This is a genomic window from Novosphingobium sp., from assembly GCF_040398825.1.
Classification (GTDB): domain Bacteria; phylum Pseudomonadota; class Alphaproteobacteria; order Sphingomonadales; family Sphingomonadaceae; genus Novosphingobium.
In genome coordinates this window covers 25,301-47,597 of record NZ_JBBATI010000002.1, presented here as the reverse complement: position 1 = coordinate 47,597, position 22,297 = coordinate 25,301, and the positions used below count along the sequence as shown (strand labels likewise).

Here is a 22,297-nt window from a genome sequence, read left to right as displayed (position 1 = left end):
ATGTTCGATCGGACCAGACGATCTTCATGCTGTCGGAGGTACAATGTTTGAATTCGGCAGAAAAGTGTTTGGTCGCAAGTCTGCCGGGCTCAAGCTGGAATCCAGCCCGTCGCAATCTGGCAGCGACAACCGGTTCGCGCGTCCGGGGCACGAGGGGGCTATTTCGCTCGACTGGCTCCAGCACGCCTTCCGGCCCGTGCCCGGGTTTACCCTGAGAGATTTCGTCGGCCAGATGTCGGTCGCAGAGCGCATGGAACTGTTGCGCGCGCTGGGCGGTGAGGTCGCCCTGATTGCGGCTTATGTGGGTTCGCGCGGCACGCCCGAAACACGGGCGGAGTGGGCCGACCAAGCCTTTGACGCATGCTTTCGGCATGAGCTGCGCGCCACGCGCGAAGATTTGCCAGCGCTCATGGCATTGATCACTGGTCGCGAACGCTATCGGGAGGACTATTACCAGCAGGAAGTGCTCACGTTGTTTCGGCTGATGCGCGAAGCGGTGAAGGACGGCGCGTTTCTCACCACGGTCGATCAGGACGTGCTGGGCGAATATGCCGCAACCTTGCGCCGGCACGCCGACATCAGGGCCTATGACAAACCAAGAAAGCGCAAGCTTGTCACCCGGGCGGAGATGGTCGAGAAATTCGCCGGCAAGGAAGCGTCTGCCACGGCGCTGCTGCTCGAACGCTGCGACGGCGCGGAAAATCCCCATGCCCTGCAGGATATGCCGCCGAACCACGCCTTCTGGTGCGAACTGCTTGGCGCGACGGTCGACGGTTTGCATGGTATCCTGGCGCAGCTGAAGGCAAAGCCGGCACCGGCCTGGCTCAAGAATGAGGCCGCGTTCAAGGCGGCATTCCCGCCAGCCGGCCCTTTCGCGCCGCGTTTTGGCGCGTGGGCGGACTGCGCGTGGGAAGCCTCACGCGACTTTGCCGATCTCAGGACACACTATGGCAGGATGAAAACCCCGCTGGCCCAGGGCGACGATTACCGCCGGCTGCATGTGGTGCGCGCCGAAGTGGAGCCGATGCTGCGCTGGCAATGGCAGGGCAAGGATATCCCCGCGCTGGATGCCCTGGGCGATCTTTCGGATCCGAAGTGCACAGCGCTGATCGAACACCTGATCTGCGTTCCCAATGGTCCCCGGCCGACCGCGGCCTGGCTCAAGCAAGCCAAAGCGCTCGCCGATGCTGCCGGTTCCGCGCAGGCCCTGGCGCAGTTGTGCAGCTGGCTGAGCGTGTTTCATTCGCCGCTGCCGACGCCACAGTCGCTCGCCGATGCAGACAACGCCTGGCTGATGGATCGCACGGTCAGATGGCTGAACGAGCAGCGCCCGGATTGGCCCGCGGTCATTGCGCAACGCGACATGGCTGCCACGGGACTGGCGCTGGCCATGGAACTGGCGTCTGGCAATTGCGCCAGCGTGCCCGCGCCGTTCAGACTAAGCCTGCTGGGCTACACGGACCATTACTGGGACCGGCAATCGGCCACGCACCACAAGCTGCCGGTGGCCGCGAGTGTACCGGAACGGCCTGATAGTCCAAGGGACTATGGCACGATCCAGTCCTGGCAAAAGGTTTCGCTGGAGAACGAACAGCTCTTGCGCGGCGCGATCTGGCTGATGACCGCCATGGCGGAACGGCAAGTGGCCATCGCCACGCTTGAACAGGTGGCCTTGTCTGCCAGCGCGCGCCTGACGATGGGCGATGATTGCCGGCGCAGCAAGGTTGTCGCCAATGCCGCGATTGCCTCGCTGATCCATCTGGGCGAGGCCGATGTTGCGCCCGCGCTGATGCGCCTGATCCGCGCAATCGATGATCGCACGATCAAGGCAGCCGCGATGAAGGCGCTGAACACGCCGGTCTGACCGTACCGGGCGGCGAGCGCGCGCATGTCCCCGCGCTTGTGGCCCGTGGCTTACCCGATTTCCTGATAGCCCTTGCGCGTCTTTTCAAGCGTCAGCTTGATTTGCTCGCGCCGGGCACGGTCTTCGTCGTCAAAGGTTTTGACCACGCGCTGGCCCCGTGTGCCGATTCTTCCGAATTCGACGGTCAGGTCACAACCCGACACGCCGATGCGCCAGAACTTGCTGGATGAACCTTCGACCAGGCGGAATTCCGTTAACGCGGCCTCGGCCGTTTGGCGCGGCGGGGCATCGGCCTGTGGCGGAAACACGGCGGCGGACGGGGCCCGGTCGTCGTCCGGCGACAGGATGCCCGCGCTGGTTGCCCCGGTTGATTTCGGCGCGTACGCCGCATCCGGCTGGGGCATCGTGATGCCGGCAAACGGATCGCTATCGATCAGGGTCCAGCTGCATGACGTCAATTCGCGTTCTATCCGTGCGATGGTCGCATCGGGTGCATGCCGCCAGTTGGCCACCGGAACGTCGATCACCCGCCAGCCCATCGCGCGCAGAATTCCGGGGCGGAACACATGGCGTTCCTCAACCGCACCCACCGCGCCATCATCGCGATCAAGCAGCACGGCCAGCGCATAGCCATCGCCGGCGGTGTTCACCACGGCCAGATCGCAGCGAAAACTGGCCCCGCCGACATGTTCATGAACGGTGTGGCCGCGCGCCCGCAGGCCGGCGGCGATGGCATCGCGGACCGGATCGACCGGCAGCGCCGCCGCGAAGGTCCCGGCGATCTGCGGGTTGAGCCCGGCCAGCACGGCCTGGGCGTGATCCTGCGCGCCGCCGGACTGCGCCTCTGCAAACGACAGGAAGCTGCGCAAGGCGCGGGCGCCGTCGTTGTGCGTGTTGGTAATCGCCTCTGGCGCGATCGTGGTCACGATTCCCATGTGGCGGCGCGCGCGGCTGAAAATTACATTGAGCCGCTTTTCCCCGCCGCGTTGGTTGATCGGGCCGAAATTCATCACCATGCGGCCCTTGCGATCCGGCGCGTAACAAACGCTCATCAGGATCGCGTCACGTTCGTCGCCCTGCACGTTTTCCAGATTTTTGACGAACAGGCCGTTGAACTGGCCATCGTCCTCACGCGTGTATTCGCGTTCCAGCAACGCCGCGAACGCGGAATCTTCGGCGGCGAGGTGATCGAGCGCAATTTCGATTTCGCTTTGCTGCGCTTCGGAAAACGCCACGATGCCGATGCTCTGGCCGGTTTCGCGTGACAGCATTTCGCGGACCAGTCCGGCAATATAGCGCGCCTCGGGCAGGTTGGTGCGGTTTTCGTAAAGCCCATCGGCCATGCGGTGCACGGTGATCGGGGCCGCCAGCAGGCGCGTGACACCAGCCGCCCACTCTGCCGCTTCGCCCGATTCCACCGGCCCTGGCTGGCCTTGGGACAGGCGCAGGCTGCGGTCGGGAACGGTGACCAGCTGGCCACCATAGAATGCCGCATTGGAAAAGCTGATCAAGGCTTCGGACCGGCTGCGATAGTGCCAGGCCAGCAGCGTGGCGGGCAGATTGCGCGCAGCCTGGTTCAGCAGGCTGTCCGCATCGAGCAGGATCGCGATCCGTTCACCATCCTCTTCGGCGACGATTTCCATGTCCTCGTCATCCAGTGAAGCCGAAAAGAAGCTGGTTGGCGGCAACTGCATTTCATCGCCGACAATGATGACCTGGTTCGCACGGCACAGCGCCGGCACCGATTCCTCGGTCGGGATCTGGCTCGCTTCGTCAAAAATCACCACATCGAACAAGTCGGCCGTGAGCGGAAGCGTGTCCGACACCGACAGCGGGCTCATCAGCCAGATCGGCTTGAGATCGTTGACCACATTTCCCGGATCGCCGCTGGCAAGGTCCCGGATCGAACGATAGCGCATGGACTTGCCGAACTCGTGTTCCAGCTCCCGGCGGCCGGTGGCATAGGCTTTCTTCAAAGCCCGCCCGGCAGCATCAAGCTGGGTGACCGATTGTTCGGACACTTTGACATTTTCGCGGAATTTGCGCTGCAGCACGGCGGTGATCGCGTCGGAATTTTCATCCCGCAGCCGGTCGCGCGCCGAACTGGCCCGCCGCGCGGCGGCAACCAGGCGGTCGATATCAAAGCGTCTGATTTCGGGCTTGGTGCGTTCGATCCTGGCGATTGCCTCATCGATGATCAGTGCCTCGATCGCGGCGAGGGGAAGCGGGATGGTCCGCAAGGCCAGCGCGACGCCGGCTTCGGCCTGATGAACCTCGCGCAGCGCAGGCAGCAGGTCGGGCAGATCGTCCAGTGCCTCACGCATGTCACGCAGCACTTCGGAAAGCTGGTCAAAGGAAAACTGGCCGGCACCATCCAGCACCGCATCCACCGCACTGCGCAGGTTGCGCACCGTATCGGCGTGTCGGGCCTCTGCCGCCAGCGTTTCGGCCGGGTGCGGCGATTGCCGGGCGCTTTCCAGCAGCGCGATCTCCACCTTGCCGGGGTTGCCGCCGTCCAACAGCGCGGCGCGCAGTGCGATCAGATCGTTCACGTTGGCCGATTGCAGCCGTTCGCCCAACGCCGCCGCAGCGGCGTCAACCGCCGTTTCCGCCGCGTGCCGTGCGGCCAGCAGTTCGAGCACGGCGGTGATCCCCGGCGTTACGGCGTGGGCGGCAAAGTCATAGCGTTCCTGCACAGTCTGCCGCAGCTGCCGCCAGGGGCCGCTGAACAGGCGCAGAAACGATGTCTCTTTGGCACGCGCAAGATCGAGCGCGGCAGCGGTGTCGCCGGGCGAAAGCGGTTCGCGCCAGTTCGCAGCATCGCGCACCGCAGTATCGCGCAGGGTTTCCAGCCGGGCAATTTCGGCGCGATGGGTCTGCAAGCGGTTCGACGCGTCCGACAGCGGGTCCAGCAGGTCAAGCGCGCGGGCCAGTCCGGTGGTGACCAGCCGGTTTGCCAGGTCGGTCGCGATGGCCGCGTCGCCAACCGGCGTGGTTCCCGATGCGACCGCACTGCCGCCGTCCAACCAGCGATCGAGGCGCTGCAGCAGTGCTTCTGCGGTTTCGATCATGTCCGTGACCCTGGCCACCGGCCGCGCGTCATCGACGGTGGCGCGGTTGATCAGGGCAAACGGATGGGCGGCAAGACTGTTTGCGCCCAGCAGTTCATGCGCCGAACGGAACGCCCGGCCGGCCATCGCGCGACTGGTGTCCCAGGCTTCAAAGGGTGGCAATTGTTCGCGCAATTGCGGGCCAAATCCAGCTGGCGGTGGCGGCAAAGTCACGGCGCGGCGCACCAGATCGCGTAACCCCGGTCCTTGCGCCGGGCGGCCCACCGCCGCGTCATAGCGGGCGATGGCCGCGATATGCTGATCGAGCGCGGACACGGTTTTTGCCCGCACGGTCTGGAAATGGCCGAGGCGGTCGTCAGACTTGCCCCACTGTTCGTACTGCTGCTTCAGATCGGCAATGAAGCCCTTTTTGTCTTCCTGCGAATCGTGGATGATGCAGGCCAGCCGATCAAGCCCGGCCTGGCCCAGCCGGTGGAACACCACATCCAGCGCCGCCCGTTTTTCGCAGACGAACAACACCCGTTTGCCGCGCGCGGCATAGTCCGCGATCAGGTTGGTGATGGTCTGCGATTTGCCGGTGCCCGGTGGGCCCTGGATGATAAAGCTGCGCCCGGTCCGCGCCAGCGCGACAGCGGCATCCTGGGTGGCATCGGATGCCAGCACGTTCCACTGATCGGCATAGGGAACGGGTGGCGGCACGTCTTGCGTGAACGGCCGGGGTTCGATCGAGAACACCTGGTCAAATCCCGGCTGTGCTGCGGGCCGGTCGATCAGTTCGGCATAGTCGCGCACCAGCGACATCTTTTTGTAATTGAGATTGGCCAGCGTGACCTGGGTCAGATCGATTTCCCAGGCGAACTTGTGGCCCTCGTCGCCGCCTTTGGCATAGCTTAGCGCTTCGGTTTCGGCGACCATGAAGGTCCGCTTTGGCGCCAGCGACCCGCCAGAGGCAATGCGCTGGGGCAGCGGCGAGGGCCTTACGAATTTTTCAAACAGCGCGTGGCCAAGCGGGCGATAATCATCGCGCGCATAGCTGTAATCCACGCTGGTGCTGACCGTTTGCCGGCCGGGATTGCGCCGCCGGTTGAACCGGTTGACGCGCTGCACCGCCTTGCTGTGGATCAGCTGGATCTGTGGCCGTTCCTGCAGTTCCAGCCTGACGCCGGGTTCGCTGTGGTGGATCTGGCGCATGAGATCGGCGTGCACCTCGGCCAGCGAGGTCTGGGTGAGATCGATTTCAGCGGGCAGTTCGATATTGTACAATTGCCGCAGCATGTGGCGCAACGCGGGGTTGTATTCGGCCACAGCATCGACGCAGCGCAGCATGTACTGATCGCGCACGCCCTTGGTTTTGGTCACCTCTGCGGTCAGCCACAGCAAGGGCGAACTGATCCGCTCGTTGGGGGCCTCTTTCAGATTGTGCCAATGCAGGAACGCAACCGCCAGGCGCAAGTGACTGAAACCGTATTCTGCCCGGTCGCGCCGGGTTTCCTGGATCAGCCGGTCGAATGACGAGGGCAGGTGGGGTTGATCTTCGAAACGCAGCCATTGGCCCAGCGGTACGTTGCGGCCGGACAGCACATCCTGAATGAATTTGCCCTTCCACGTGCACAGCTGCTCGCTGCGCACCGATTCAATCCGCATGACGATCGGCATGCTGGATTCGGTCAGGTTGACGCTCGACTGGGTGGGGCGGAAGTGAATCAGTTTGTTGCGCCGCGACAGATCGAACAGGCGATCGCGCAGATGGGCCATGACGGCGGTTCTTCGGCCGGGCACACCGTGCGTTGCCGACAGGACCCGGTCGACGTCAAGCGCGACCGGCTGGTCGCGATAGCTTTGCAGCCGCCCGGCCAGTTCGGCCAGGTCCGTCGCGCGCTCGTGCCGGTTGAGCATGGTCGCTTCGAGAATGATCGAGGCGAGCACCGGGTGCAGTCGTGGTGCGATCGCGAACAGGTTTGACCGGTTCATCGAAAAGCGTTCGATCTGCGCCGGATCGGTGGGGTCGAGGCCGCACACGAAGCAGGCCATGATCATCCCGATCACAAAGACATCGGTAATCTCGTCATGATGGCCCAGCTCGATTTCCCAGCTGCGCAAATCGGGCAGGTAGATCGGCTTGGTGATCGCCGCGTCCTCATCCGTCGCGGCGCGCAAGTCGTGGACGCTCGTGCCCTTTTCCTCGTCGCTGACGACGCGGTATTCGCCCACCACTTTCAGCGCGGAGGAAACCTTGGGCTGTACCCGGTCGATCGCGGCCAGGTTCTTGCGCGTTGCGGCGCCAGCCGGGTTGACCAGTTCAAGCCGTCCGTCGGGCCTTTCCCGCACTGACGATAGCGTCAGTTCGGCAACGCACCCGTGCGCGTGCAACGCGGCGACCTGATGCATCAGCTGCACCATGATCAGGATCATGTCTTCCGGTGACGGCACGTGCTGCACCTGGCCAAACACATCGCCCAGGCTGCGCAGTACGACGGTTGCAGCGGACTGCTGGTGCGTTTCAGGCACGGTCAGGCCGCCTTTACCGCACGGGCGAACAAGCTGTCGGTCGCCTTTTTGGTCCATTTCAGATCGCGTTTGAGCGCAGTCTTGAGCTGATCTGCGGCACCGATCTCGCCTGCCGTCCTGGCCGCCAGGGTCATGACGTAATCGCACGATTCCGGATCGGACAGCGCGCAATCGAACATCAGCGAGATGAAATAATCGCGCGTCGGATCGTCGATCCGGGTGTGCGCAATCTGGTTCAGGTCCAGCGCGTCTTCGCCCGGCGCAAGGTTGGGGAAGTAGCGATGGATTTGTGTCAGCACTTCCTCGCTCGGCGCCTCGATCTGCGCGACGAAGCCCGACAGGAATTCGCGCGTCAATTTGGTCAACCGGTCCTGCCCGAGCAGATCGAGCGATTCGATCGAAATCGGGCCGAACAGGTGGCGGTCGATCCAGTTCTCAAGCTGTTCCGATGCCCGCCACCACAATTCGAGCGCGCGTGCCCGCAAATGGGATTCAGGATGGGAATGGCCTGATGACTTGATGTTGCTTGCCTCAAGCTCGGCGGCCTGGCGCAAATAAGCGGCCGGATCGACGCTGCGCAGCCCGGTCATCACCATCACCAGCATCGCAACCGCGGGCGCAACGTCTCCTGCCACCAGCGCCGCACCGCGATCGGCATAAAGTTCGGTGTTCAGGCTCAGCAGGCGGGCGGTTTCGCGGTGCGATGGCGTGGCAGCAGGCGATGACAGAGCCATTTCGAGAATGCGGCTGGCATTGAAATAGGCGTTATCGTCGCATGACCACAATTTGTAATGCGCCAGTTCGTGCCCCATCAAGGCCAGCAGCTCGGCCTCACCCAGCCGCTCCAGCGTAGGGCCGGAAAACATCAGGTGAATTTCGCCGGGCACGTAATACAGCGCGGCATTCATGGTTCCGTCGGCGGCCTGGTAGATGGTTACGGGCGCTTCGATGCCCAGCTTTTCCATGGCGGCGGCACACGCCGCGAACACGGCGGGATGGCTGTCCGGTTCCAGCCGGTAGGTCTGGCGCAGCATGGCATCGCGAACGTCGTCGGATTGCTGCGACGCGGCACTGGTCGAACTGGCCCATTCCCACACATGTGGTTCGGATTGTTTAAGGTATTCAACAAGATCGCGGTGATATTTAAGCGGAAGCAAATCCCTGGCTTGCGCGGAATGGCCGTCTTGCATGGTCATTTTTTCCGGATTTCCCTGCTGCAACCGAAACCTGCCGAACGGGCTCTATAACGATCAGCTGTTAAACTGTCGTTTGCAATAGGGTTCTTTGGGATGTTCAGACCGGTTTCCATGCGTTTCGGCATACCGGACCGATACAACTGGGCGCGTAAAGTTGCGCCGGCCACCAAACTTGCGCCAGCAACGCCAACAGCTCTGCACGCCGAAGGGCGGAGAGCGTCTTTTTCAGCATATCGAATTGATTGTTAGTTGGTCGGGACGAGAGGATTCGAACCTCCGACCCCCACACCCCCAGCCGTTAATTTGAGCGACCCATAAGGCACCGAAAATAAACAAAAAACCTTGATTTTTCGGGCCTTATTGGGTACCTCCATGGTGCTGTGGTGGTGCAGATTTTCCTGTTTTGTTCCGCCTTGTTTCATCAATTTGCACCACCACAGCACCACGGGATTTCAAGTTCTGCTAGAGAGGTGAGGCCGCCCGATGCGCTCTGCATTGACACAACTGGTTGTTGACAAGATCACGCCGACACAGCGACCCGTGGAGCATCGCGACACGCGGCTCAAGGGGCTGGTCTTGCGGGTAACGCCGGGCGGTGCGAAGTCGTGGTATTGTGAGTTCGCCCGCGGCAAGCGCGTCTGGCTTGGGCGCGCCGATGTCCTCAGTTTGAGCGACGCGCGGGAAAGCGCCCGCGGAATTTTGGCTGAAGTCTTCCAGGGTATCGATCCGATCGAGGCACGCAAGCCGAAGGCAGAGATGCCGACCTTCGGGGCGTTTCTTGAAGGCGACTATGCAGCTTGGGCGAAGGCGAGCCAGAAGGCCCATGAGCAGAACGTCAAACGGCTCAAGACCGCATTCAAAGCGCTGCTCAAGAAGCCGCTCGACAAGATCACCGCACTCGATGTCGAGCGCTGGCGCGCCAAGGAGGTCGATCGGGGCCTCAGCAACCAGACGATCAATCGGGACATTGCCTCGATCAAGGCCTGCTTCAATCGTGCGGTGGATTGGGAGATTCTTCCCACGAACCCTCTTGCAAAGGTGAAGAAAGCGCGCGTCGATGACTGCCTCAAGGTTCGCTATCTCAGCGCAGAAGAAGAAGTACGACTGCGCGATGCGATAGAGGATCGGGAAGAGCGCCGCCGCGCTGAGCGCGACAATGCCAACCAATGGCGGGCGCAGCGTGGATATCCGTTATTGCCCAGCCTGCGGGATGTGGTCTTTACCGATCATGTCAAACCCCTGATCCTGCTCTCTCTCAACACGGGATGTCGCAGGGGAGAGCTGTTCGACCTGACCTGGCCAAACGTCAATCTGGACCGGCGGATCCTGACTGTTACCGGCGCAACCGCCAAGTCGAGGCGGACGCGTCATATCCCGCTCAATCGGGAGGCAACATCGGCATTGCTCAACTGGCGCGCACAGAGCGAAGACACTACCGGGCTGGTGTTCGTCAACGAGCAGGGCGACCGGTTTGATCGCGCCAATTCGTCATGGCGGCGTTTGCTCAAGCAAGCACAGATTACGGAGTTTCGCTGGCACGACATGCGCCACCATTTTGCATCGCGTCTGGCTATGGGCGGCGTCGATCTCAACACCATCCGCGAATTGCTCGGCCATAGCGACTATACGATGACGCTGCGCTACGCGCACCTTGCGCCAGAGTTCAAACTCAAGGCCGTCGAAGTACTCGACGAAGCAAGAGAAGCGGCGCTGAACGGAGCCAAGGTCTTGGCCCTCGTTCGTTGAAGGCTGTTGCCGTGGCTCGCCTCGATTAGCCAGTAGTGGACTTCAACGACAGCCTGCTGACACGAAGACATCTGTATTTCTGAAACAACGTACCAAATGAAATATTTATGGGTGCAAAGACGGCCTCACACTTTGACCGACAAAATTGTCTGGCCCGGATCGCCCTGAGTGGTTTGCAGATTTTCGCATGCCATCGCCCTAGGATCTGGCAGAGCGATTTCACCCGGCGCGAGGGTGTTCGTCAGGGTCTCAAGCTCTGCCAAGTAGCGAGGACGTTCCGGACATAGCTGGGCGTCTCGGCATTCTTTGGGATGCCTCCGGAATCTCGGACTGCGCCGGGACCGGCGTTGTAGGCGGCAACTGCAAGATGGATCTTGCCGAACTGGTCGAGCAGTTGCCGTAAGTACTGTGCGGCACCTCCAAGGTTCGCGCGTGGGTCATAGCGATTAACCACGCCCACCGCACGGGCGGTGCTAGGCATTAGCTGGCCCAAGCCAGCTGCACCCGCTTTGCTTAGTGCCAAGGGATTATAACGGGACTCGGTCCAGATCAGCGCATCGAGCAAGCCATGGGGAAGGGCGTATCGCCGTTCCGCCGCTTGCACATGCGGGAGATAGATCGCCCGCCGGAAGCTGCCGCTAGATAGGTTGTTAGGGCGTACATTCGTAAGTTGCCCGGTCGCCGCGACGGATGATGCGATAGGGTTACGAACCTCGGGTGTGTGCCAGGTGCCGAACGTCACCAGCGCAAATCCGCCCGGCTTGGTCTCGGTAGTCACGCCAGTCTGCTGAACTTGAACAGCGTTGGTCGGTGAGAGCGGCGCCTCTGCCGCGAATGCCGATCCGGTCAAAGCCAGCGCTGTTATCAAAATCGCACCACTGCATTGCAGACGTTTCATGATGAACCTTTCGCTAGCCGACTCGGATTAGAACATATATAGAACATCGAGCGCGATAAAGCGCGTTTCGAATGGGCGCAGAGCGGAGGCTGCGCGGGCGGTGGCATCCATTATGGAGATGCCCAATGTCGAATGCCCCTGTTATTGATCGTCTTGAAGTCCGTGCCCGAGAGATTGTCACCGGCCTTGGCGGCTCGTGGTCGCGCTCGCGCGGCATGTGCCGCTGTCCTGCCCACGAAGATCGCACCCCGTCGCTCAGCGTGACGCTGGGCTCACGTGCAATCCTGTTCCATTGCTTCGCCGGCTGCGCAAACGACGCCGTGCTGGCGGCATTGGCGCAGCGCGGGATCAAAACTGCGACATTATTCGACGGTCGATCCGTTTCGGTCCGATCGGTTCGCTCGGACGAAGCACCTCCGGAGAATATCCAACGCCTTTGGCGTGAGGCTGTTTGCCTTATCGATAGTCCCGCAGAACGCTATCTGGCGAAGCGCGGCATCACCGCTGGTTCGCCTGATTTGCGCTATCTGGCGCGCACGCCGCTCGGCCCCAAGGGTGCAGTGCGGTTCTTTCCGGCGCTGGTGGCGACAGTGCGCAATGACCTGGGCGTCCTTGCGCTCCACCGCACGTTCATCGACTTGAAGACTGCCAGAATCGCGAAAGTCGATGGCCCGAAGCGCGCGCTCGGTGCCTTGGGGCGCGGGGCCGTTCGCCTGCACGGCGCGCGGGGCGGCAAGCTGGGCCTCGCCGAGGGGATCGAGACGGCGCTGTCGGCAAAGCAGCTGACCGGCATTCCCTGCTGGGCGACGCTTGGGACTGAACGCTTCGGGCTTGTCGCGATTCCGGAGAGCGTGAGCGAACTCCATTTGTTTATCGATCACGATGCCGGAGGCGCGCAAGCCGAACTTCGCGCCCGCGCGGCTTATGCGTGCGAGGGACGCACCATCGTGACGCATCGGCCCGAGCAGCCCGGAGCGGACTGGAACGACGTGCTGATGGCCGGGATTACCGTCGACACCTGATCAGAGGGGAGGGGGCTTGGCGCCTTTCGAGACCTGCATGGCGCGGGTTTCTTCAGGAGGTTTTCATGTCCACGTCCCCCGTTCTTGCCTTGCCCTTTGCGGGTGAGCCGCTTGTCCTGTCTGCCGCCAAGGAACTGGTAGGATACCTCGAAACCGGCGCGCCGGTCACAAAGGCTGTGCGCAATGCCGTCCTCGCCGCGCACTTTAGTGGGAGCGATGCCGATGGCCGCTGGTCGGTACGCGACGCGCATACGGCGCTCGAACTGGCGCAAGTGCTGCGGCTGCGTGAACAGCCTCAATTGACGTTGGCGTCCAGTCCATCTGCTGCATCGACATGCTTCGATTGCCTCGAAGCGCAGCTTCCGCGTCAAAGCGTTCGCAGCGAGGAACAGATCGAACTCCAGCAATTTGCGACCCCGCCGCGCATTGCCTGGCTCGCGGCGCGGGCTAGCGCGTTGGCACCCGGCGATCTGGTACTCGAGCCATCGGCAGGAACCGGGATGCTTGCGCTTTGGGCTGACAAGGCCGGAGCGAGGCTCGTCCTCAATGAGATATCGGCTTTGCGCCGCGATTGTATCGAAAGCGTGTTTCCTGCGGCGAGAGTCACCGGGCTCGATGGCGAGCTGATCGACGAACTGCTTGATCCCGCGCTGCGCCCCAGCGTGGTTCTGATGAACCCGCCCTATTCGCATGGGCTTGAGCGCGGGCATGACGGTCGAACCGGTGCGCGGCACTTGCGTTCGGCCTGGAACCGATTGGCACCCGGCGGACGGCTCGTGGCAATCATGCCGGAGTGGTTCGATCTTACGCGCTTTCTGAAAGACGCAATCGGCCAAGTGGCCTTGCGCCTCGACGTGGCGATCGAGCGTGGCTTTGTCGCCCATGGCACATCGATCACAACGCGGCTGCTCGTGCTCGACAAGATCCAGGGCACCACCGACGGGATCGACGCCAAAACCGCCGAGTTCGGCGAACTTTGCGAGCTGATCGATAACCTCCCAACCCGATCGTCCCGTGTTGCTACTCAGGTTTTGGCGTTACGCCCCGTTCGAGCCCTTCCGCTGCTGAACTCCGCTTCCCGTCCACTGCCCGCAGCCATCAAGCCGGCTTCGGCCACGCTGGCAGTGCAGCCAGTGGCGTTCACATCGCTCGACACCGCCGCACCCACGCCCGAACAAGTCGGACACTATCTCCCCTATCGGCCGAGCCGCATCGTCATGCCCGGTGCCGCAGAACATCCGACGCCGCTCGTGGAATCGGTGGCGATGGGCTCGATCACTGCGCCAGTCCCGACGCAGGTCCCGCAGTTGCCCGGCGGCGTGATCGACCGGGGCCTTCTATCGGCGGCCCAGGCAGAAACGCTGATCTACGCCGCCAATGCCCATGCACGCGATTTGCCCGGCCTGTTTGCGCCCGAGGACAAGGGCTGCACGCTCAAGCCCAGCGCCGAGGGCAGGGCTTATCGCGCGGGCTATTTCCTTGGCGACGGCACCGGTGCAGGCAAGGGACGGCAAGTTGCCAGCGTCATCCTCGACCGCTGGGTGCGCAGCGAACGGCGGCATATTTGGATCTCGAAGAACGAGGCGCTGCTGGAAGATGCACGCCGCGACTGGTCCGCGCTTGGAGGGCTGCCCATCGACGTCCAGCCGCTGGCGTCATGGAAACTCGGCATACCGATTGCCATGCCCGAGGGCATCCTCTTCGTAACCTATCCTACGCTTCGCTCAGGCCGCGCCGATGCCACCCGACTCGATCAAATCCTTGCCTGGGCGGGTGACGATTTCGACGGTGTGATCGTGTTCGACGAAGCCCACGCCATGGCCAATGCAGCTGGCGGAGAAGGATCGCGAGGCAAAGTCAAGGGGTCCGAACAAGGCGTAGCCGGTGTCCGCCTTCAGAACCTGCTGCCGCGCGCCAGAGTGCTCTATGCATCTGCAACTGGCGCGTCGGATGTCAACAATCTGGCCTATGCAACCCGGCTCGGGCTTTGGGGACCGGAAACGGCCTTCGCAAACCGTGAGGAATTCGTCACCGACATCCGAGCGGGCGGGATCGCCGCGATGGAATTGGTCGCCCGCGATCTCAAAGCGCTCGGCCTCTACACAGCAAGGGCGCTGTCGTTCGCTGGTGTCGAATATGAAATACTCGAACACTGTCTGACACCGGACCAAATTGCGGTCTACGATGCCTATGCAGACGGCTGGGCGATCATCCATGCAAACTTGCGCGAGGCGCTGGAAGCCACGCGCATTGTCGATGGCGATAGCGGCAATACGCTCAATTCGGGTGCCAAGTCGGCGGCGCTATCGGTCTTCGAAGGCACCAAGCAGCGCTTCTTTGCGCAGCTTTTGCTCTCGATGAAGCTGCCGAGCTTGCTGCCAGCCATCGATTTCGCGCTGAGCGAAGGCCAAGCGGTCGTCGTGCAGCTGGTCTCGACTGCGGAGGCCATGCTCAACCGCAGGCTTGCCGATCTTTCCGACGCCGAACGCGAGGCGCTCGAGATTGACTTGTCTCCGCGCGAGGCCGTCGTTCAGTACCTCGAAAAGAGCTTCCCCGTCCGGCTGATGGCGGTCTTCACTGACGAGAACGGCAACCCGCGGTCCGAGCCGATGTCCGACGATCAGGGCAATCCAGTCTTGTGCCGCGCGGCGATGGCTGCGCGCGACCGCATGATCGAGCAGCTCTGCGCCTTGCCGCCGATTGCGACCGCGCTCGATGCGATCATCGAACAGTTTGGCACCGATCAGGTTGCCGAAGTCACCGGGAGGACGCGGCGTCTGATTGTCGGGTCTGACGGACGCCAGAAGCTGCAAACGCGCACGCCCCGCGCCAATGTTGCCGAAACGAAGGCGTTCATGGACGCCGACAAGCGCATTCTGGTCTTCTCGGACGCGGGCGGAACGGGCCGCAGCTATCATGCCGACCTTGCCGCCAGAAACCAGGCACGCCGCATCCACTTCCTGCTCGAACCGGGCTGGCGGGCTGATGCCGCTATCCAAGGCCTTGGTCGCACCAACCGCACCAATCAGGCCTCCGCCCCGTTGTTCCGGCCGGTGACCACCGATGTGCGCGGCGAGCGCCGCTTCATCTCGACGATCGCGCGGCGGCTCGACAGCCTGGGTGCACTGACGCGCGGGCAGCGCCAGACCGGCGGGCAGAACCTGTTCGATCCCGCTGACAACCTCGAGAGCGTCTATGCCAAGGATGCGCTGCACCGGTGGTTCGGGTTGCTGTTCACAGGCAAGCTTGAGGCTGTCGGGCTGGCCCGGTTTCAGGACCTGACCGGGCTCAGGATCGAAAGTGCCGATGGCGGGATGGTCGATGACTTGCCCCCAATCCAGCGCTGGCTCAACCGCATCCTCGCCCTGCCGATTGGCTTGCAGAACGCGATCTTCGACGAATTCCTCGGCCTTGTCGAAGCGCGGATCGATGCGGCGCGGGCGGCAGGAACGCTCGACCTCGGACTCGAGACCATCGCTGTCGAGAGCTTTGAGGTCCTGTCCGACACTCTGCTGCGCACCGACACTGTGTCGGGCGCCACGACGCACCTGCTTGAACTCGAGATTGCCCGAGCACTGAAGCCCCTGACTCTCGACCGGCTTGAGCAGATTGAAGCGCCATCGGGTAATCGTCGCAGGTTGCTGCGCAATGCGCGCTCGGGCCGGGCGGCGTTGCTGGTGCCGGCGCGCAGTCTGCTTGCCGACGATGGCAGCCGGGTTACCCGGTATGAATTGGTGCGCCCACTGAAGCGCGGACACCTGACCGCCGATCAGCTTACCGAAAGCAGCTGGGAGCCGGTCGATGAGCAGGCGTTTCGGGCTGCCTGGCAGGCAGAAGTCGATGAGGCTCTGTCCTCGCTCAAGCGCGAACGGCTCCATCTGGCGACGGGCCTTCTGCTCCCGGTGTGGGACAAGCTGCCGAAAGATCATGTTCGGGTGAGCCGCATCTCTGCAAGCGACGGTCGTTCGCTGCTGGGGCGCGAAGTCCCGCTGCATGCCGTCGGCGATATCTGCACCACTCTGGGCCTCGATGCCCTGCCTGAGATTGCGCCAGAAAGCCTTGTTGCGGCGGTTCTGACTAGCGGCCGTGCCATGTCTGTCAGAGCGCGCGAGACACTCTCGCTCAAACGCAGCCTCGTCAACGGCGCGCAGCGGCTTGAACTGACGGGTTGGTCGGCAAGCCGCCTCGACTGGTACAAGGCGCAAGGGTGCTTCACCGAAATCATCCGGTTCCAGACGCGGCTGTTCATCCCTATTGATGGCGCGCCGGGCATCCTTGACCGAATTGGCGGCGAATCTGGGTAAAGATTGCCAAACGGCATCATATCGCTTATATACTGCCATAAGGAGATTTCCAGTGCTGGCATTGCAACCCGTTGAAACCGTCCCTCCCGCGTTCCGAGCAGAGCCTGTCACGCAGGAAGAAGCCGCCGCGATGTTCCGGGCCGCGCTCGGCCTGTTCGGCAAATGGGAGCTCACCGATGATCAAGCGGCGACCCTGCTCGATATGCCAGTGCGGACCTACCGGCGCTGGAAGGCAGAGGGGCCGGGCCGGGTTTCGCGGGATGGTTGTGCGCGTCTCTCCAATCTGATGGGCATTCACAAGGCGCTGCGCATCATCTTTGCCGAAGCCCAGCGAGGCTATGCGTGGATCAGGGCGGGCAATGCCGCCTTTAACGCATCGAGCGCTTTGGAGGTCATGCTCGGCGGCGAACTCACCGATATCATGCGCGTGCGCCGCTATCTCGACGCGACCCGCGGTGGCTGGTGAGCGACACCGATAGCCTGCCAGTGAGTTCTGTTAGATGGACAGGGGCGGTCAGGATTATCCGCAGCGCTTTCCCGCCCATCGACTTGTTCGAGGATATCGCTGACCCGGCAGACTGGCCGCTGCTGATCTCTGCCGAGCAGAAAACCAATCCGCGCATCATGTCCTCGATCGGCAATCTGGACCTAGTGCCAGTGGAGCGCCGGGTTGGTGGCCTAGTGGCCTCTTGGCTCATGGCTCCGTTCACGCATGTCAGCGCGGACAGGCCCAGCCGTTTCACCGACGGCAGCTACGGCGTGCTCTATGTTGGTAAGGTGTTCGAGACAGCGCTGTTCGAAACGATCCACCACCATGCCCGCTTCATGGCCCGAACGGCCGAAGCACCGGGTTGGACCTCGCAGTTCCGGGAAATCGTTCTCTCGGTTAGAGCCGACCTGCATGATCTGCGCGGTGCCGGAGCCGCGACTCATCCCGCGCTTGATCCCGAAAACTACACTGCCTCCCAAGCCTTGGTGAAGACGCTGCGGGCCACTGGGTCAGATGGTTTGGTCTATCCGAGCATCCGTCACGCCGGCGGCGAATGCGCCGGACTGTTCTATCCTGATTGCGCGGGCGATCCTATCCAGGGGCGGCATCTTGACTACCATTGGGACGGCGCGCTGGTTGATTTAGTGCGCGATGCGGGCTCGGGTGCGGTCTTTCGCTTAGTGGATTTGCCCTGATCAGATTGAAGCAAAGACATCAGTCGGCGGCTGTCGGGCTAGGGCGGCTTTGCGCCCCAACTGCAGTTATAAAGAACCCCGACACGCGGTGCAAAAGCGGGTTCGGCGCTACACGATTCAAATGGACCGGATGCGGGTAGGGGATTATCCTTTTTGCAAACATAGCGTCCGAAGTAGGGAGGACAGTGCATCTGCCGCTCAGGTAAGCGAACCAAATAATGTCGATCTCTGAACCTCCCCCGCGAACGGGACTGGCATCCGTTCCGCGAGGTGTCTGGGCCCTCGGCTTTGTGTCGATGTTCATGGATATTTCGTCGGAGATGATCCACAGCCTGCTGCCGCTGTTCCTTGTCGGAACACTCGGCGCCAGCGTGGCCTTGGTAGGGTTGATCGAAGGAATTGCCGAGGCGACAGCCGCGATCACCAAGGTGTTCTCGGGATGGATCAGTGATCGCGTCGGGAAACGCAAACTTCTTGCAGTGATCGGCTACGGGCTCGGCGCTTTGACAAAGCCGGTCTTCCCGCTCGCGGCGACTCCGCTGGCTATTTTCGGCGCTCGCATGGCCGATCGTATTGGCAAGGGCATCCGCGGGGCACCGCGCGATGCGTTGGTTGCCGATATCACCCCGCCAGCGGTCCGCGGAGCGGCGTTTGGCCTGCGGCAATCACTTGATACGATCGGTGCCTTTGCTGGACCGCTGATTGCGATTGCGCTCATGTTCGCACTGGCAGGCGACATACGCGGGGTTTTTGCATGGGCAATTGTCCCGGCAGTGATTGCAGTTTTCTTGCTGATCTTTGGCGTCGAGGAACCATCCCGCCCAACCGGCACCGCCCCGGTGCCGCTGCCCATTCGCTGGTCGGAGGTGCGTACCATCGGCGCCCCCTATTGGCGGGTCGTCGTGCTCGGCGTGGTGTTCACGATGGCGCGGTTCAGCGAAGCGTTCCTTGTCCTTCGCGCCAGCGACCTCGGAGTGACTGCCGCGCTTGTGCCGGGCGTGATGGTTGCCATGAACCTTGTCTATGCGGCAGTCTCGGCACCTGCCGGCAGCCTATCGGACCGGATCGATCGCCGTCTCATTCTGCTGGCTGGGCTGGTAGTGCTGATCGTGGCGGACCTGATCCTTGCGTTTGCCAGCAATGTTGCAGGACTACTTCTGGGAGTCGCGATGTGGGGTCTTCACATGGGCCTGACCCAAGGGTTGCTGGCGGCGATGGTTGTCGATGTGGCACCCGCGCGGCTGCGCGGAACGGCATTCGGGTTGTTCAATCTTGCCACCGGCTTCGCCCTCCTTGCCGCCAGCAGCGTCGCTGGGCTCCTTTGGTCGACGTACGGCGCATCGACAACCTTTCTTGCAGGCGGCGGCTTTGCCATGCTCGCCGCCATCATGCTTGCGGTAACGATCAAACGTTTGAGACCAACGGAGCAACGCTAAGGCCGCACCGTTTGACGCGACAATGTCCGACAATCATCCGTACTCTGGCGAAGAACCCGAGCAGCACCTGACTTCGCCTGAGGGCCTTGCACCTCGCAATCCCCGTTGGTCATGCGGTCCGACGGTGCCGCCTTTGAAGTCGTCAGTGTCAGTCGCGGTGCCCGCCGAACTTAAACTTGACCCCAGCGTTGAACAGGATGCCATCGGTCGGCGCCCAGCCATCGACCGTCCAGCTTCCGCTCGGTGCCCGTTTCGGCAGCACCAGCGGGTCATACTTCGTCTGCCGCACATTCAGCAGGTTCTCGACATTGGCGAACAGGCTAACGCGGCCGAGATTGACCTGCGCCATGGCACCGATCTGAACATAAGGCCGGCTCGTCTGCCGGAATGGGTTGTCGGTCAGCGATTGGCGGCCGACGTAGAAGCCTTCAAGCCCAATCCGGCCACGTCCCGGCTCTTCCCACGACAGGGTCATGCCCGCTGCATCGCGCGGCGTCAGCGGCACGATTCGGCGTCCAGGCTGATCGGGGTCCGGCTCGACAGCCGACACATGGACATAGCTCACCGACAGTCGCAGCTCATCCCAGCGATAGCGCGCCAGAAACTCCCCGCCGCGCGTGCGTGTCACGCCATCGGTGTTGACCAGCGCGACCAGAGTCGGCGACAGGGTCCGCAACTGCACGGCATGATCGATGTCGGAGCCGAATAGCGTCAAGTTCACCTCAAGCGGACCCTCGGCGTAGACCACGTCGATCGACCCCGAACGTGCAGTTTCGGCGCGCAAGATTCCCAGAGGCGCAAGACGCGACAAGCCGGATGCTTCGGTCTCCTCAATGAACGGCGTCGGTGCGAAAAACCCGCTACTGAATGACCCGCGCACGGTCCACGGCCCCGGGTGATACGTCAGCGACACACGTGGGCTGAAGTGCGTGCCGAAGTCGCTATGAAAATCGAGCCGCGCGCTTCCCGCCAGTTTGAGGTCAGGGCCGATATCGCGCTGCAACTGACCGAACACGGCGGGAACACTATAGCTGTAATCGAATGAGCTGAACTGCTTCGACCGATAGTCGTCGATCTGCACCGCGGTGCCAGCCAGCCATTCGAGACCATCCGCGTCGCCGCTCAGGGAGGTTTCGGCAAACACGGTGCGATGCCGGTCATCTTCCAGTGTGGTGCCGAATCGGTGATTATGGTTCTGCGTAACACCGGAAGCGCGGACCCTCAGCTTGCCGAGACCTTCGATGGGAATGTCTGCAGTCACGCCCAAATCATAGCGACGACTGCGCACTGTCAGCGGAAAGGCCGTACCGTCAGGAACAGTGCGTCCCGCAAGCGTGCCGCCCTCGCGCTGTTCGTGCATCGCCCCGCCGGTCAGCATGATGCTGATGCCGCCGCCGGTTTTGGCGAACAACCGCGGCCGCAGTGTAAAACGGCTAAACGAAGGGATGTCCGCCCAGCCATCACCATCGAGGTCCTGAATCGTCTGGCGATTGTAGCCACCAGTCAGCGACACTCCCATGTTTGCCCCCAGCGGGGTAGCGCCATACGCGGCAACATCCTGGCCGTTGCGGCTAGTCGCGTTGAGCAGCACTTCGGCTTCGGGCTCGTCGCGCGGACGCCGCGAGACGAGATTGATTACACCGCCGAGCGCCGACGGGCCATAAAGTGCGGACGCAGCGCCCTTGATGAGTTCGACCTGGGCAAGGTCGACCGGCGGTATCTGCACGATGCCGATCGGCGGCACCTGCCCGCCGAACAGCGGCAGGCCATCGGACAGGAGCTGCGTGTAGCGGCCCTTCAAACCCTGGATGCGGATATTGGCAGCGCCCAGCCCTGGCGAGACAATCTGGGTCTGTACGCCGGGAGTTTCGCTGAGCAGCATCGCAATGCTGCCAGGTGACATCAGCAGCTTCTCTTCGATCTCCTCTCCCCCAAGGACCTCGACACGGATGGACTCGTCCTTCAAGCGGCGACCAGATCGTGTTGCCTGGACGACGATCTCGCCAGCATCGGCTTCTTCGGCCTCAGGCTCCTCTTTGCTTTGGGCATTGGCAGGCGGGGCTTCGACAAGCACCGAAAGCACCAGTAACGGCAAAGCGATTGCGGCGCGGAATTTATATGACGTCATATTCGTTCGATCGCCGATCTGATATCTGCGGTATGGGGCGGGCTTTGGTCGAAGCGCCGGTATAGCACCGCTAATGGTTGTGATAGCAATCTGTTCGATGGGCACACGTGAAAAGGTGCGGGCAGGTGGCAGCGGCAGCAATGCGGCTTGATGGGCTTGCTGAGCGCGGGCAGCGTTATCGAATTTTGTCGCTTCACTGGTGCTTTAATTCAAATTGTCTAGCAAGCGTACACTGACACCAATCGTGCAAAGGACGTCGCTGAGCGGTTGTCAGCGGGTGACGCACCTACAGAAGAGACAATAGTGGATGCCAGTCATCTGATCTCCCCGGATATAGGCTTTCGTTTCGCCGGAAATGCGCACCACGTCCGGCGTGTAACCGAAGACACGCCCGGTGAAATCGCCAGAAGTTCGCTTACACCTTGAATTCACACTTTGCGTCCTGCGATCTCAAGCGCGTTCACTTTGTCCTGCGCGAATTGACTTTTATGATGCCCAGCCCCAACTGCGGGAAATGTTGAAGTCGCTCGCCCGTCACTTGCTTCTGCTAGGTGTCCTCCTTGGCCTCGCCAGCCAAGGGATTGCGCGCGACACAGCGCCCTGCAGGGACATGGCCCAAGCCGAGATGACCGCGATGTACGGCATGGCAGGTATGGCCGACATGCCCGGCTGCGCTGAAATGCAACATACTGGCAAGGGCAAGATACCAAGCAAGGACCAGTCGCTTTGCTGCTTTGCGATGGCAAATTGCCCCGTTGGCATCACAACCGACGCTGGGCCGCTGCTCGGTGTCGCGATACTGCCGCCTTTGCTGGCGGCAACCTGGCCCGCAATGCAGGTGCTGCACGGGCGCGAGATTGCTCCGGATCCTGACCCGCCTTCAATTCTTGCCTGAATGCCAAAAGGAGCGCTGATGATGCCGGCGCCTCCTTCTTGCCC

General features: G+C 62.3%; 12 protein-coding genes. 8 read left to right on the top strand and 4 right to left on the bottom strand.

All coding sequences use genetic code 11. The features are described 5' to 3' along the window. Positions 1-43 precede the first annotated feature (43 nt). Positions 44-1,864 (top strand): hypothetical protein, encoded by a 1,821-nt coding sequence (locus tag ABWP89_RS01585; RefSeq protein ID WP_353226690.1) that lies wholly within the window; start codon positions 44-46, stop codon positions 1,862-1,864. Between the two features lie 50 nt (positions 1,865-1,914). Here ABWP89_RS01585 and ABWP89_RS01580 read toward each other — a convergent pair whose 3' ends face one another. Continuing rightward, positions 1,915-7,443 carry an AAA domain-containing protein gene (locus tag ABWP89_RS01580; RefSeq protein ID WP_353226689.1) on the bottom strand — a complete coding sequence of 1,843 codons (5,529 nt, stop codon included), beginning with the start codon at positions 7,441-7,443 and terminating at the stop codon, positions 1,915-1,917. A 2-nt stretch (positions 7,444-7,445) separates the two neighbouring features. Then, positions 7,446-8,639, bottom strand: a complete 1,194-nt coding sequence (locus ABWP89_RS01575) for a M48 family metalloprotease (protein WP_353226688.1) — start codon at positions 8,637-8,639, stop codon at positions 7,446-7,448. Positions 8,640-9,122: 483 nt separating this feature from the next. On the opposite strand from ABWP89_RS01575, the gene ABWP89_RS01570 reads away from it, so the two are divergent. Continuing rightward, complete coding sequence (locus ABWP89_RS01570) at positions 9,123-10,385, top strand: site-specific integrase (protein ID WP_353226687.1); 1,263 nt, start codon at positions 9,123-9,125, stop codon at positions 10,383-10,385. A 241-nt stretch (positions 10,386-10,626) separates the two neighbouring features. On the opposite strand, the gene ABWP89_RS01565 is transcribed toward ABWP89_RS01570, so the two are convergent. Then, the gene (locus ABWP89_RS01565; protein ID WP_353226686.1) at positions 10,627-11,283 is read right to left on the bottom strand and encodes a lytic transglycosylase domain-containing protein; all 657 of its coding nucleotides are present in this window, start codon (positions 11,281-11,283) and stop codon (positions 10,627-10,629) included. Between the two features lie 125 nt (positions 11,284-11,408). Between ABWP89_RS01565 and ABWP89_RS01560 the strand changes: the two genes are divergently transcribed. The 5 genes from ABWP89_RS01560 (at position 11,409) to ABWP89_RS01540 (ending at position 19,230) form a co-directional block, all read left to right on the top strand. Further along, positions 11,409-12,305, top strand: coding sequence for a DUF7146 domain-containing protein (locus ABWP89_RS01560; RefSeq protein WP_353226685.1), 897 nt, complete (start codon positions 11,409-11,411; stop codon positions 12,303-12,305). Between the two features lie 65 nt (positions 12,306-12,370). Then, positions 12,371-16,609 (top strand): strawberry notch-like NTP hydrolase domain-containing protein, encoded by a 4,239-nt coding sequence (locus ABWP89_RS01555; protein WP_353226684.1) that lies wholly within the window; start codon positions 12,371-12,373, stop codon positions 16,607-16,609. Between the two features lie 52 nt (positions 16,610-16,661). After that, entirely contained in the window at positions 16,662-17,075 is a 414-nt protein-coding gene (locus tag ABWP89_RS01550) for an MbcA/ParS/Xre antitoxin family protein (protein WP_353226683.1), read from the top strand. Next, positions 17,072-17,794 (top strand): RES family NAD+ phosphorylase, encoded by a 723-nt coding sequence (locus tag ABWP89_RS01545; protein ID WP_353226682.1) that lies wholly within the window; start codon positions 17,072-17,074, stop codon positions 17,792-17,794. The genes ABWP89_RS01550 and ABWP89_RS01545 overlap by 4 nt, the downstream gene beginning before the upstream one ends. 296 nt (positions 17,795-18,090) lie before the next feature. Continuing rightward, positions 18,091-19,230, top strand: a complete 1,140-nt coding sequence (locus tag ABWP89_RS01540) for an MFS transporter (RefSeq protein ID WP_353226681.1) — start codon at positions 18,091-18,093, stop codon at positions 19,228-19,230. 148 nt (positions 19,231-19,378) lie between these two features. On the opposite strand, the gene ABWP89_RS01535 is transcribed toward ABWP89_RS01540, so the two are convergent. After that, positions 19,379-21,358, bottom strand: a complete 1,980-nt coding sequence (locus ABWP89_RS01535; protein WP_353226680.1) for a TonB-dependent receptor plug domain-containing protein — start codon at positions 21,356-21,358, stop codon at positions 19,379-19,381. Between the two features lie 625 nt (positions 21,359-21,983). On the opposite strand from ABWP89_RS01535, the gene ABWP89_RS01530 reads away from it, so the two are divergent. Further along, a complete protein-coding gene (locus ABWP89_RS01530) occupies positions 21,984-22,253 on the top strand; it encodes a hypothetical protein (RefSeq protein ID WP_353226679.1) in 270 nt (89 codons plus the stop codon). Positions 22,254-22,297: the final 44 nt, after the last annotated feature.